Source organism: Streptomyces sp. NBC_00080 (assembly GCF_045041255.1).
GTDB classification, from domain to species: Bacteria; Actinomycetota; Actinomycetes; order Streptomycetales; family Streptomycetaceae; genus Streptomyces; species Streptomyces coriariae.
Genome location: NZ_CP108235.1, coordinates 24,239 through 36,973 on the forward strand (window position 1 = coordinate 24,239; position 12,735 = coordinate 36,973).

Annotated in this window: 10 protein-coding genes; 5 read left to right on the plus strand and 5 right to left on the minus strand. The window is 72.0% G+C overall.

Translation table 11 applies throughout. From position 1 onward, the window contains the following. Positions 1–88: 88 nt before the first annotated feature. The 5 genes from OHU34_RS00110 to OHU34_RS00130 all read right to left on the minus strand — a co-directional run bounded on the left by OHU34_RS00110 (position 89) and on the right by OHU34_RS00130 (position 6,151). Complete coding sequence (locus tag OHU34_RS00110; RefSeq protein ID WP_405763969.1) at positions 89–301, minus strand: hypothetical protein; 213 nt, start codon at positions 299–301, stop codon at positions 89–91. Further along, positions 298–720 (minus strand): hypothetical protein, encoded by a 423-nt coding sequence (locus OHU34_RS00115; protein ID WP_405763971.1) that lies wholly within the window; start codon positions 718–720, stop codon positions 298–300. Before OHU34_RS00115 ends, OHU34_RS00110 begins: the two co-directional genes overlap by 4 nt. Before the next feature lie 145 nt (positions 721–865). Then, positions 866–2,158 carry a DUF4241 domain-containing protein gene (locus OHU34_RS00120; protein ID WP_405763972.1) on the minus strand — a complete coding sequence of 431 codons (1,293 nt, stop codon included), beginning with the start codon at positions 2,156–2,158 and terminating at the stop codon, positions 866–868. A 486-nt stretch (positions 2,159–2,644) separates the two neighbouring features. After that, on the minus strand, positions 2,645–5,074 hold the full coding sequence (locus tag OHU34_RS00125; RefSeq protein WP_405763974.1) for a Helicase associated domain protein: 2,430 nt from the start codon (positions 5,072–5,074) through the stop codon (positions 2,645–2,647). A 120-nt stretch (positions 5,075–5,194) separates the two neighbouring features. After that, complete coding sequence (locus tag OHU34_RS00130) at positions 5,195–6,151, minus strand: ankyrin repeat domain-containing protein (protein ID WP_405763976.1); 957 nt, start codon at positions 6,149–6,151, stop codon at positions 5,195–5,197. 243 nt (positions 6,152–6,394) lie between these two features. On the opposite strand from OHU34_RS00130, the gene tap reads away from it, so the two are divergent. The 5 genes from tap (at position 6,395) to OHU34_RS00155 (ending at position 12,549) form a co-directional block, all read left to right on the plus strand. After that, the gene (gene tap / locus OHU34_RS00135; RefSeq protein ID WP_405763978.1) at positions 6,395–8,623 is read left to right on the plus strand and encodes a telomere-associated protein Tap; all 2,229 of its coding nucleotides are present in this window, start codon (positions 6,395–6,397) and stop codon (positions 8,621–8,623) included. Positions 8,624–8,637: 14 nt separating this feature from the next. Then, positions 8,638–9,195, plus strand: coding sequence for a telomere-protecting terminal protein Tpg (tpg, locus tag OHU34_RS00140; RefSeq protein ID WP_405763980.1), 558 nt, complete (start codon positions 8,638–8,640; stop codon positions 9,193–9,195). A 52-nt stretch (positions 9,196–9,247) separates the two neighbouring features. Further along, complete coding sequence (locus OHU34_RS00145; protein WP_405763982.1) at positions 9,248–10,636, plus strand: DNA-binding protein; 1,389 nt, start codon at positions 9,248–9,250, stop codon at positions 10,634–10,636. A 195-nt stretch (positions 10,637–10,831) separates the two neighbouring features. Then, positions 10,832–12,055, plus strand: a complete 1,224-nt coding sequence (locus OHU34_RS00150) for a hypothetical protein (protein ID WP_405763983.1) — start codon at positions 10,832–10,834, stop codon at positions 12,053–12,055. A gap of 161 nt (positions 12,056–12,216) precedes the next feature. Further along, on the plus strand, positions 12,217–12,549 hold the full coding sequence (locus OHU34_RS00155; protein WP_405763985.1) for a hypothetical protein: 333 nt from the start codon (positions 12,217–12,219) through the stop codon (positions 12,547–12,549). Positions 12,550–12,735: the final 186 nt, after the last annotated feature.

A 12,735-nucleotide genomic window follows, 5' to 3' on the forward strand; every position in this document is an offset into this window, starting at 1 on the left:
GACGGTCATGCCTCGCCGGTAGCGAGGACGCGGCCCACGTCGTGACGGGTGGCTGGACGGTGGTCGACGACCTCGCGGAGTGGCGTCCTCAGGCGGCGCGGGAGGAGGTGCTGAGCCGTTTCCAGGGGCCGGTGTAGGCGGCACCGCATCCGGTGCAGCGGGCGAGGTAGAGGGCGGAGGCGGGGGTGTGGGCGGGTGAGGGCACGACCGGGTGGGCGGTGCCCTCGATGACGGTGGTCAGGGCGGGCCAGGCGGGCAGACAGCCGCAGGCAGGCGGAGGGGGTCCGGGATGGCTGCTCATGAGGGCTCCGGCGGGGCCGGGGGGCGGGCGCGGCGGCTGTCGGGTGTGCGGCCGATCCGGCCGGCGACGGTGTGGATCTCGCTGCTGGTGTAGGCGGTGCGGATGCCGGAGGGGGTCATGCCGCCGGCCCGGGCGAGGGGTTCGAGCTTGTAGGGGCGCTCTCCGTGGAACTCCCGCCCGTAGGCGAGGAGGTGGCGGATCTCGCGGTCGGCGGCCTCGCGGGCGGCACGGGCGTTGCCGAGGGCGATCAGCAGGGGGTCTTCGCGCTGGTCGTCGTGCTGCGCTTCCAGGGCGAACGCGTAGTCGGCGCGGGCCTGTTCGGCCTCCGCGAGAGCGTCGGGGTAGAGCTCCTCCGGCGTGACGTCACCGGGCTGCGGCACAGGGACGTGGATGGCTGCAAGGTCACCGATCAAATCCATGATTACGACCATCGCAAAAAAGTACGGCCAACGCAATACCGTTTCGGGGTCAGGGAGTTGACCGTGCGGGAGGCGGCATGGGCCGAGGCCGGCGCCTGGTACGGACCGCATGGACGCCTCCATCTCGCTACCGTGTCCAGCGCACCTAGGTGGGGGTTCCGTCCCGCTCCGGGAGCAGCTCAGGCATCCCCTCCACCAGCACCACGACACCGGTCACCTCACCTGCCTCGGAACGGCCGACCCACACCGGGTAGGTACCGTCCCCGGTCGTCGCGAAGGACATGAGCTCGCCGCCGGAAGCCTCATCCCAGGTGCGCCGCATGAACATGGAACCGTCGTCGATGTCCTCGTACCCGGCCAGGTCCGGCTCCCCCCGGATCAGCCCCCGCTCGAAGAGCGCGATGAGCGGATCCCAGGACCCGGCGTCGGCGAAGCAGCCGGTGGCACCGTCGGTGTCGAAGCCGGCTATCTGCTGCTCGATGAACAGCCGGGGATCGTCGTCCGGACCGAGGGCCATCTCCCAGGTCGCTGCGGGGGTCTCGCTGACGAGCAGGCGGACGGCCATGGGTTCTCTGGTCGTTACCTCGGCGTTCCGCCACTCGCAGTGGTAGCTGAACCGGACCCGCGCCTCGTCGAGTACGTACTCCCCGGGCGGGACAGGGACCGTAATGCGCGGCCCGTCGCCGTGGTCGATGTCCGGGCCGGAGACGGCCAGCAGCCCGCTGGGGACGCGCAGGGTGCCGACCCGGTGCGGCTCCACGACGGTCATCTCAGGGTGGTACCCGTCGGTCACGCGCACCCCGGACCGGAACAACTCGTTGATCGGCCCGGGCTGCGCAGGACGCGGCGGACGCCAGCAGGTAGCGGGGGCACCTCCCTCACCAGGCTCGGCTGCCTCGGCCACCTCGGCCGCCTCGAAGGCCGGCGGCTCAACGAGCCCGTGCACCTGGGCCGAGAGCAGCGGCCACTCCCCGAAGGAGGGGCGGTCCAGCCAGCGCTCGTCGTCCCGGAGTCTGGGCGAGGTGACGTAGGAGCCCCCGCCCTGCCCCTGCCGCTTCTCCGTCCGTCGGCCCCTCCCGTCCGGGAAGAGGTCCACGGTGATGCGCGGGCACGCCTTGTCGAACTCCGCCATCTCAGGGCCTGTGTAGTACCAGCCGACGGAGTATCGACGCAGCAGCCGCGAGGGGTCGTCCAGCAGCCGCAGGTCCAGATCGTAGGTGCGGCGACCGTGGGCGTCGTAGACCCACAGCCCGACGTAGTGGTCCCGCCAGGACACCAGCCGGACTTCCAGCGGGGCCTTCCGACCCGGCTCCCGGTACACCACCACGTACGGAAGCCCGGCGGCATCCCGCTCCCGGGCCTCCTCGGCGGACATCGGCCGCCAGGGCGCACAAGCCTGCAGGTCCCACGCCTGCGCGTACCCCATCTCGACGACCATTGCCGCTCCTCTTCCCGCAACCTGCCTTGGTTCTGTGCTGAGCTGCAAGGTAACCGCTGCCTGTGACAACGGCCCTGCTGAGCGGGCGGCGGGCCGGCTCCGACGGCGAGACGGTGGTGCCGGTGATCCGGTCCATGGCCCGCTCAGCGAGTGGCGTGCCAGCGTGCTCCGTTGGGGACTGAAACACCCAGGAACTTGCCCTCAGAAGAGCGGGAGCCTACACATCGCTGGGACCGGGCACCTGGGCTCGGACGGAGGGGCCTGCGAGGTGACCGGCGAGGGCGCGGGCCTCGGCCCGGCGAGATCCGCGAGCAACTCTCCTCGTCCGCCGGCTCCCGCGCTTCCCCGCCGGGCCGCCCGCGACCCGCGCTGGAACGCGGCGTGTGCGCGCTTGAGGCCCAGCACGACGGCCAGCGCGAAGACCCCCTGCGATCGCGTCGGTGAGCAGCGGTGTGCACCCGCAGTGTGTGAAGCGAGCCGGACTGCCTACGCGACGGCGGCCGGGACAGCGTCCTCGGTCGTCCAGTCCCTGTCGAAGAGGGCGGCGACCAGGCGTGCGTCGGCATCGGGCAGTTGGCCGGCGCGGTGTTTGGTGCGGGCCTTGGCGAGCCAGGCGCCGATCTTGACGGTGTCGCCGTCGACGCGGATCGTCTCGCGGGCGGCGGGGGCGCGGCCTTCGCGGTGCAGGAAGAGTTCCAGGAGCTGGGCGGTCTGGGCGAAGGTGCGGCGGGCGCGGCGGGGCGGGGTGAGCGGGTTGCTGTCCGGAGTCAGGCTGAGGGAGGTCATGAGCTGTTGCTGGCCGGGGTGAAGAGTAAGCCAGGTGGAGAGTTGGCGGTGCAGCCAGGAGCCGATCTTCACCCCGGCCAGGAGGGTGTCCTTGGTGAGCGTGGCCGGGTCGGCGCCGGAGGCGAGGTGGGCGCGCAGCAGGTGGTATTTGCGGTGCCAGTCCGCGCCGTGCGGGAGGCGCCAGTCGGGGGCCAGTGCGGTGAGGGCGTCGGCGCGGGCAGGGTCGAGCTGTTTCGTGGTGGCGAGGTGGCGTTGTTCGGCGAGCCAGGCGCCGACGGGGGTGGTGGCGGGGGCGGCGAGGTGGCCGTGCATGCGGTGGTAGTCGGCTGCGGCGGTGAGGCGGGAGCGCCAGGCGGCGTCGTGCTTGTCCCAGATCATGCCGAGTGCGTCGAGTTCGGCGGTCCAGTCAGCTTCGAGGCGGCCGGCTTTCGCCGCGTCGCGCATGGTGGTGATGAAGGTGCCGAGTGTGTAGCCGGTGGGGTCCACGTGGTCGGCGGGGACGTCGAGGTGGCCGTACTGGTCTCGGTAGGACTGGGCGGCGGCGAGGCCGAGGCGTCGGGTGCGGGAGACGGCCGGGTCGCGGGGGTCGAAGGAGGCCAGGTCCATGGCGCGGGCGATGCGTTCGGGGTGGACGGTGAAGTCGAAGTGCCAGCGGCGTTCGATGACGTCGCTGGTCTCCCTGGGGAGGCGGTTGGCCTTGTCGGGGAGGCGTTCGAGGATGCGGTGGTCGTGGCTGGCCAGCGCGCAGGCGATCGCCCAGACGGGTTCGTAGGGAGTGGCGAGGATGTTGTCGGCTTCGGCGCCGGGCGGGATGTAGACGGGGACGATCAGGGAGGCGGTCTTGCCGGACACGTCCAGGCGCAGGGCACGGCCGAGGGCCTGGACGCAGCGGATGACGCTGCGGGTGGGGTCGGCGAAGACGATCGCGTCGACGCTGGGGATGTCGACGCCTTCGGAGATCAGGCGGGAGTTGGCGAGGATCGCGCAGTCGGCGGCGGCGAAGGCGGTGAACGTGCTCGCGCGCTGGGCGGGGGTGTGCTCGCCGTGGGCGAAGAACAGCTTCGGGGTGATGCCGGGAACGAGGCCGGGGCTGGCCTTGGTCAGCAGGCGCAGGGTGTGCGGGAGTTCGCGGGCGAAGAGGCGGGCGTCGGAGACGAGGTTGAAGTAGACGAGGACCTTCTTCAGCCCGTGTTCGGTCATGGCGCGCAGGACCGCGAGGTGCAGGGCGGTGGTGCGCAGCGCACCGTCCGCCTCACCGCTGTCGCTGCCAGGAGTGGTGGCGGAGGCGGGCAGGTTGAGGCGGTGGCGCAGGTCGGTGTCGGTGAGGGTGGGGACCACGATGCGGTAGTCCGCCGCCCGGCCGTCGGCGACGGCCTGGGCCAGCGGGTACTCGAAGACCTTCTTGCCGTAGACGGCCTCGTTGTCCATGGAGTTGGCGAACGCCTCCGCGTCCGCCCCGGCCGGGGGGCGGCGGCGGGGGCGGGTGGTGTCGGCGGACTCGGCCAGCTCGGGGGCGGCGAAGATGCGGGGGGTGGCGGTCATGTAGAGGCGGCGCTGCGCGTGGATGCGCTTGGCGTCGTTGACGGCGGCCCACTTCTTGTCGGTGCGGCCGGCGATCCGGTGTGCCTCGTCCATGATCGCCAGGTCGAACGGCGGCACTGCGTACCCGGTGTTCTGGGTTTCCTCGATCTTGTTCAGGGAGTCGTAGGTGCAGATCACCGTCAACGCGGGGATCTGGTCGTCGCCCTCCCCCACCACCGACATCAGGCCGCCCAGTGCGTGCGGGTCGGTGGTCGACATGACACGGGCGGCGACCAGGTCGTCGTGGCCGCTCGCGTCGAGGGAGGAGACGATCACCATGTGCTCGCTGTGGCCGTCGCGGCGCCAGGCCAGCGCCGTCTGGACCGCCAGGTCCAGGGTGGGCACCACGAACAGCAGCAGCCGGGCGCCGAGTTCGTCCGCCGTCCGGATGGACACCAGCGTCTTGCCGGTGCCTGTCGCCGACACGAACAGGCCCCGCGTTCCGGGGCGCCGCAGATGCCGGGCCAGCCGCTGGACGGCCTCGGCCTGGTCGGGAAAGAGCCGCGCGCGCTCGGGGCGGCCGGGGCGCGGCAGTTCCACCACAGTCATGACAGCTCTTCCTCGATCCCGAAAGGACGGCCTACGGCCTCCGGGCGGGGGCCCGGAGCCGGAAAGACGGTGCGGCCTGTCCGAGCGTGTGGCAGCACGGTGACGATGGCCTGGGTTGAGTCAGTGACTCCAGTAGTCGCGTCGGGGCAGTTCGACCCACAGGTCGGGAGGTCCGGCCACTGCGCGCCTGTCGGTCGGGCGCAGTCCTGCGAAGGCGCAGGCGTAGGCGACGGCGCTGTGCTGGTAGAGGTACGAGGCCAGCACCTCCCCGGGACTGTCGTTCTCGTGCGGTCCTCCGCCGGGGTGCAGGTCTGAGCCCTCGATGGTTCCATGACGGGCGATGGCGCCCTGGTTGCCGCTCTTGGGATTGGCGTACAGGCCGTAGCAGAGGGTGCCGGCGGACAACCGGGCCAGCACGCCCCGCATACTCGGCGCGTATCCCCAGGGCTGGGTGACGACGCAGCCGCCCGGCACCGACGTCACGCCGATGATCTGCAGGCTCTCGTCCATGTCGTACGCGTAGGGATCTTCCAGCAGCTCATCGATGTCTTCGCCGTCCACCGGTGTCGCCTGAAGACGGCGCACCGCCTCGGCCGCGTCGATGCCGGCCACGCAGGCCATGCCCGTGCCGTCGTAGTCGAATGCGCCCAGTGCCGTGGTGAGCCGATGGGCCTCCTGCGCTGCCGCCTGCTCGGTGTCGGTCAGGGATACCCCTTCCGGTACCGGGAACAGGCCCGGCGTCGGTCCGGCCAGGCTCAGCCGCCCCGGTGACCAGCCGCCGAGCGACAGTCGCCAGGGATCGGCCCCGGCAGCGGCGAGGGCTCGTGCGTTGTCCGGCTTCCTGGCCACGACGGCCTCCCACAGCGCCGTCACACCGTCCTCCAGCGCGTCCACATCAGCGACCCGGCCGGCCAGCTCCGCGACGACCTCCCGGGACCCGAACACCGCTGCGCGATGCAGCGGTCGGCCCCCGCTCCATCTCTCCGGATCAGCGCCTTCGTCGAGACGCCGGCGAATGTCGCCGACATCCGTCCAGTCCCAGCCCATGCCGGCCCAGCCGTCGCTCTGCACTGTCATCGGTTCCCCTCCCGCCATGTCGCAGGCTCTCGCACCCACACGCGCACCCGGGTCCGGCATCGGACCGACCAGCACGATCAAACGTCGATGACACGAACGCCGCGCCCAAGGTTCGCAGGCACACGGTCAGGGCACCTCCGATCGAGCACCCTACCACCCACGTACGCAAGACGTACGCGTAAACGACGCTCTCCGTACGCGATGCGTACGTTTCATGGGGTAGGGTGAGAGCGGAGGTGTCCCATGTCCGAGCTGTTCGACGCGGTCGACGCGCTGGTCGCGTCCCGCTCCCCGCTGCCGCCACCGGCGGAGCGCAAGCGGCTGCGCCAGGCCCATGCCCTGACCCTGGACGAGGTGGCCGCCGCCCTCGACGTGCGGCGGGCGACCGTCAGCGGCTGGGAGTCGGGCAAGGCCGAGCCGCGGCCGCCGGAGCGGGAGGCGTACGCACGCCTGCTCAAGCAGCTCGCGCAGCTCTATCCCGCCCCCGAAAACACCGGCGCACCGCAGGAGGACGCCCCGGTGGCGGAGACGTTCAGCGGACCGGCGCCCACAGCGGATGCGCCCGCGGGCGGGGTGCCCGAGGCTGCGGCCAGGGCCACGCCCGAGGCGTCCCCCGCCGCGGTGGGTGCTGCGGCCACCGCGCCGCGTGCGGCCCGTGCCGCCCGGCCCTCACCGGCCTCGCGCCGCCCGGGCGCGCAGAAGCCCGCTCCGGCCGCCTCTCCCGCGCCCGGCGCTGCGTACGCGCACGGTCCGCTGCTCGTCCTCGACGCGGACGCGGAGCGGCAGGTGAGCGGGTACGGCGTCGGCGGTCTGATCCTGGACGTGCCCGCCAAGTCGCTGCCCGCGCTGGTGGAGTGGACGCTGGCCGAAGCACAGCTGGGGGCGGAGAAGCTGCACAGCTCGGGCAAGGACGCCGACCCGCTGCTGGTCCTCACCGAAGCCGCGTGCGAGCGCTACGGCCTGCCCGCCGTCCTGTCGGAGTCCGAGCGGCTCGCCGGGCGGCTGCCGGAGGGGCACAAGGTCATCAGGCAGCTTGAGCGCGCGGACTGGCAGCTGACGAAGCGGGGGCTGGGGCCGTGGGCGCGGATCTACCGCCCTGCCCAGGGCGGCCGCCGGCAGTGCGTGCAGCTGTGCATCCCCTCCTGGCGTGCCCTCGACGGCCGCGCCTGGGGCCATGCCGCCCAGCTGGATCCCGCGGAACTCGCCCGGGTGCTGGGGGTGTACGCGGCCCGGGTGATGACGCCGGTCGGCTCCACCGCGGTGACGGGACTGCAGCTGATGACCACCCTCAATCCGCCGACCCGCGCGAGTGAGCCGGACGAGAACGGCAAGCGGCACCGCGAGCACCGGCCCGGCTCGCTGGGTACGGAGCCGGTGGACCCCGCGCCGTGCGAGGCGACCGACGGGCACCCCGTCCTGGCGCACCTGCCCCGCTTCCACGTGCGCGGTCCCGGCGAGAGGCTGTTCGAGGAGGCCTACGACTGGGCGCGGGATCTGACCGATGCCGAGTGCATGCAGCGGCACCTGGTCGGCCTGGATGTGAACCTCGCCTTCGGTGCGGCCGCCAACGGTGCCGTCGTCGGCCTGGCCACGCCGCCCGTGCACGTCACCGGTCCGGTCTTCGACGCGGCGGTGCCCGGCTCCTGGCTGGTCGACCTTTCCCACGTCGACCTGTCCCGGGTGAAGGTCGCCAAGCAGTGGCGCGACCTCGACGGCGCGCTGCTGCCCAGCCCGTTCACGCCGACCGGCGAACGCCCGACGGGACCGGCCTGGTACGCCACGCCCACCGTGGCGTACGCCGTCGAGCTCGGCTACGACGTCGCGCCCGTGGAGGCCTGGGTACGCCGTGAGAGCGGCCGGTTCCTGGACGGCTGGTACAAGCGGCTGCGCGATGCCTACGTCGCCACCATGGCGGACCTCGGCGTCGCGGAGAAGCTGTCCCCGGCCGAGTTCCTGGAGGCGATGGACGGCTGCAAGAGCCGTGATCCGGAGCTGGGAATCGTCGTGGACGCGGTCAAGATGACCGTGAAGGGCGGGATCGGCAAGCTGCAGGAGAAGGCGCGCGGCGGCGGCTGGAAGCCGGGGCAGGCCTGGCCCGCTCTCGCCCGCCCGACCTGGCGGCCGGACATCCGCGCCACCGTCATCTCCCGGGCCCGCATCAACATGCACCGCAAGATGCTCCACCTGGCAGCGGCCACCGGACAGTATCCGATCGCGGTCCTCTCCGACTGCGCCGTGTACGCCGCCGACGGCCCCAGCCCCCTGGACGTCCTGCCCTACGACAGCAACGGCAAGACCGTGCCGGGCAGCTTCCGCCTCGGAGTGTCACCCGGGATGGTCAAGCACGAAGGCACCCAGAGCGTGCTGTGGGGGGCGGACGTCCTCGAGCAGCTCGCCGCCGACGACAAGACCGCCAACCTCGCCCGCTACATCAAGACCGGCGAGGTCACCGCCAAGGACACCGGAGAATAGGGAGCGTTACGGCGATGGTCACGGTCGGGGAAGAACTCGACAAGGCGGTGCAGGGGGCGTTCACGCGCCCCGTTCCCAAGTCCGCAGGGGCGCAGATGCGCTACCTCGTCAAGAACCACGGCGGCCGTACGAAACCGGTCGCCGAGCTGCTCGGCATCAGCCAGCGCACCGTCGAACGGTACGTGAAGAACCAGATCAGACATCCCCGGCCGGAGCTCGCAGACCGTCTCGAGCGTGAGGTGCGCGTGCGCTGGCAGCCGCAGGTCAGGGCCAGGGCGAAGCAGGCCGCCGCCTCCGCGAACGGCATCATGATCGATGTGCAGGCGAGGTTCGGCTACACCGCCGCCGGCAACAGCACCGACCAGGCCCGGGTGCGTCACCTCACCCTCGCCCTGCACCCCCGGCACGCCGCCCGCCTTTTCGAGGCCCGCGAGGCCGGCCTGGACGAGGACGACCTCCTCCAGGTCGCCGCCGAGGTTCTGGGCGAGGTCTACTTCCGCGACAACGGCCGCCGCGCCCACGGCCTCGAAGTCGAACTCAAAGATCTCGTCGACCTCGAGTTCGAGCTGTAGACCGGTCGGGGGCGCCGGGATGGGAGAGCAGGAACGGATGCCGGGGAGAGTTGTGGCAGCAGGGGTGTTACGGACGGTGCCGCTGGCCGGGGAGCTGACCTCGTCACTGATCAGCCGGGCCGCAGACCGCTACGGTCTGCCGACCGCCGGTGTGCTGCGGCTGTGGACGTGCCGCAACTCCCCCGCCCGCAACGGCGGCGGCCGTGTGCGGGCCGACGCGGAAATCGTGCTCAACGAAGCCGGGCGGGCGGTGCTCGCCGAGCTGTGCGGGGCGGAGGCGGCGGTGCTGGCGCGCGCTCTGCCCGCCTTCCCCGTGGACGACCCCAAGATCAGCAGCGGCCGGGAGGCCGGCCTGGCGCAGGCGCGGTGGCGGGCGGCGGGCGCGGTGGCGGGTGAGGCGGCATTCGCCTGCCGGTCGTGCACCGCGCGGCGCACCGGGCAGACGGTGCGGGCGGTGCGGTATCTGCCGCGCTGGCAGCGGGTGTGTGCCCGGCACGGGCGGTGGCTGCTGGACGCGGACGCCGACCAGCCCTTGGAGCACCTGGATCTGCGCGCCGTGCCCGAGGTGGCGGCCGCGCAGCGGCGGTGGCCGGGCGTGGCGCGGCGTGCGGTGCGGGCCGGGGTGGAGCCGGAAGCGGTGTTCACGGTGGCGCATGCGGTGGTGGCCCGCTGGTGGGAGGGGGCCCTGCACTGGGAGCAGGAGGAGATCTGGCCATACCGTCTGGACCAGTTGGCGGGCGGTGACGCGGGATCACGGCTTGGGTGGTGGCGGATCCTGGGCCGGGACGCGGCGATCTTCCCGGAGGTGGTGGCCGTGGCACAGGCGCTGCTGGATCCGGCCATGGCCGAGCTGGTGTGGAGGGACAGCGGCGCCGGGCGGCCGCGGCCGCTGCCCGCTGACGGGGCGTTCTGCCGTCGGCTGGGCGAGCGGGTGGGACGTAACTGGCTGGGGCCGCTGTCGGCGGTGGACTACGGCGGGCCTCTGCTCGCCTGGATGGGCGCTGTCATCCGTCGGCGGCGCGGTGAAGGCGGGCCGCCCGGCTGGAGGGGGGATCCGTGGCGGCTGCCGCGGGAACAGCAGCCCGCCACGATGGCCGGCGGGTTGCGCGTCATGGCGGCCGAGGCGCATTCGGGTGGCTCGGGGACCCGGTGGCGGACCACCGTGTCCGCCGAACAGCGCTTCCACATAGCCCAGTTGGTGAAGGAGGCCGGTGAGCAGCTGGTGGAGTTGCGCGGCGTGCACAGCGGCACCACCGCCGAGGTGGCCCGCACCCTGCTGGAGCACCTCAGTGAGAGTGCCGCCCTGATCGAGAAGGCCCTCGTGCACACCGCCACGGCGGCCGTCACCGCCGGGGTGTCGCTTCAGGAAGTTGCCCAGTGGTCGCGCCTGCCCGCCCAGGAACTGGCAGACATTGTGGCCGCAGGCCAGGACGGCGGCTGAGGCGCCTGGTGTCCGGTGTGGCGGGCCTGCCACTGCACGGCGCAGCCCGGCCCGCAGGGGCTCGGGCCGTTTTCGCCTCCCGGGCCCGGATGTGCGTGCGCGGTGCCGTTTCGGGAAGACCGGCCGCGCCTGGCCACTACGCTGTTGCGGAGCAGCGGCAGGCGGCGGGGCGAGGACAGGCACAGAGGGAGCACGTTGAGCAGTCGACCGGGCCCGGCGGCAGCGGGGGCGGACCTTGCCCAGCTGGCGCTCACCTTCCACCACACCCACCAGTTGCTGGACCCTGCCGCGCAGGGGGTGCAGGACTGGGAAGTGCGCATCACCGTGGCCGGCACGCAGGTGGGGAGCCTCACGGCCGTGCGCGGTCTGTACTGGAAGTCCGACAATCTGCGCGAGCGGATGGCCGACGAGCAGTCGTTCCCGGCTCTGGTGGCCGAGCAGCTTCTGGACGACGAGGGCCATTTCACAGCCGAGTTCGAGGAGTTCATCGAGTCGGCCTCCAGCGTCCTCGTCGTTGACGGGCTGCACCTGGATGAGGCCTTCGCTGATCCGCTGGTCGTCGCCGTGGTGGTGGCCGCCGTTATCGACCGGCTGACGGACAACTACTTCGCCGTGGTCCTGCCGGGCAAGAACGCCTGCACGGATGCGGGTTCCGCTCTGCTCGCCGAGGCCGGCACGCTGCTGAGCGCCCAGGCGTTCTCCGACGAGCTGCAGATCATCGACAACGCTCTGGCCGCTCCCGAAGAGGCCGCGCAGCGCGTGCGCGGCCGTCTGCGTTCCCTCGCCCGTCACGGCGGAGCGCCGGCGTGGGACGAAGACGATGCGGACGACGGCTGGGACGAGGACGGCGAGGAGGACGAGGAGCTCACCGCGCGCACCGCTGCGGTGCTGCGGGCGGCGCTCGATGAGCTGTCCGCGCACGTCTGGCAGGACGTCGCCGCCGTGGGCGATACGCCGCTTGGGCGGGGCCAGGGCCGTGTACTGGGCTCGCTGCCGCCCATCACCTTTCACCAGGACCACCAGTGGCGGCGGCAGATGGCCCGCTGCTTCGACGACCTCGCCGCCGACCTCGCCCAGGACGGCACCGTGCGCCCGCGCTGCACCGGCGAGGAGATGGCGCTTCACCTGGGCATCGACCGGGCCAAGTCGCTGACGCGGAACCGGCCGCGTCTGGTCGCGGAGACGGTGGCAGGCCTGGATGAGGACCCCCGGGACTTCGACTGGGACTGGTGTTTGACCGTCCTGTTCGAGGACCACGACGTGCTGATGCTGTTCGACGCCTCCCTGGACGGGATCGAGGACAGCGGCAACGAGATCAACCAGGCCCTCGGACTTGCCAACCTGGCCGCCGCCCAGTGGTTCGTGCCCTTCCGCCCCAGCCAGGCCCGCGACCCCGACCGCGGCTTTGGCCGCTCCTGACCCCGGCCTTCGCCGCCAGACCTCTAGCCCAGGCGGTCCACAGGAGCACGTCGACGGGGGCCGCCTCGGCAGACCGGCTACGGCTCCGGTTCATCCGGGGGCGGGTTGGGGAGAGCTACGCTCGGGCTGCTGATGCGTCTGGGCGGGGAAAGCGGGGACACGTGGCCAAACGCGATGTGTGGGTACGTGTCGGGGACGACCTGGTGCGCGGCGACACCGTCGTGGGCGTCACCGTGAGCGATCCGCGCTACCACCACGAGACGTTCAAGATCATGCTGAAGGTCACGGGACACCGCGATCACCTGTGGCTCGACTCCGGTGTCCGCGACGACGACCGGGGTGGCGGGCGTGAGCAGGTCAACGCGCTCGCGGATGCCTTCGTCGACACGCTCGCGCGCGGTGCGGCGATGCCGTCCGGCGCCCTGATCCGGCTCGGTCCGGACGAGGACGAGGACGAGGACGACTCAGGATGGGTGCTGTCGTCTCTGGGATAGCGGCGAAGGGATCCGTCTTGCCCATACCCCGCGGCCCGAGGACGGGAAAGTGCAGGGGTGTGCACTGACAGCGGCGCGTCCGGATGTCATCCTGGCCCCGCACTTGACCCCAACGACCTTACGATGCAACGCAGTTGGGGTTACCCGCCGGTTCGCCTGCGCGGCAGGACGGGCATGGCGTTATGT

Excerpts from the sequence above, each read along its gene's own strand:
- tpg (WP_405763980.1), top strand. The coding sequence starts at position 8,638 with ATGGTCACGGTCGGGGAAGAACTCGACAAGGCGGTGCAGGGGGCGTTC.
- OHU34_RS00120 (WP_405763972.1), bottom strand. The coding sequence starts at position 2,158 with ATGGTCGTCGAGATGGGGTACGCGCAGGCGTGGGACCTGCAGGCTTGT.
- OHU34_RS00125 (WP_405763974.1), bottom strand. The coding sequence starts at position 5,074 with ATGACTGTGGTGGAACTGCCGCGCCCCGGCCGCCCCGAGCGCGCGCGG.
- OHU34_RS00110 (WP_405763969.1), bottom strand. The coding sequence starts at position 301 with ATGAGCAGCCATCCCGGACCCCCTCCGCCTGCCTGCGGCTGTCTGCCC.
- tap (WP_405763978.1), top strand. The coding sequence starts at position 6,395 with ATGTCCGAGCTGTTCGACGCGGTCGACGCGCTGGTCGCGTCCCGCTCC.
- OHU34_RS00115 (WP_405763971.1), bottom strand. The coding sequence starts at position 720 with ATGGATTTGATCGGTGACCTTGCAGCCATCCACGTCCCTGTGCCGCAG.
- OHU34_RS00130 (WP_405763976.1), bottom strand. The coding sequence starts at position 6,151 with ATGACAGTGCAGAGCGACGGCTGGGCCGGCATGGGCTGGGACTGGACG.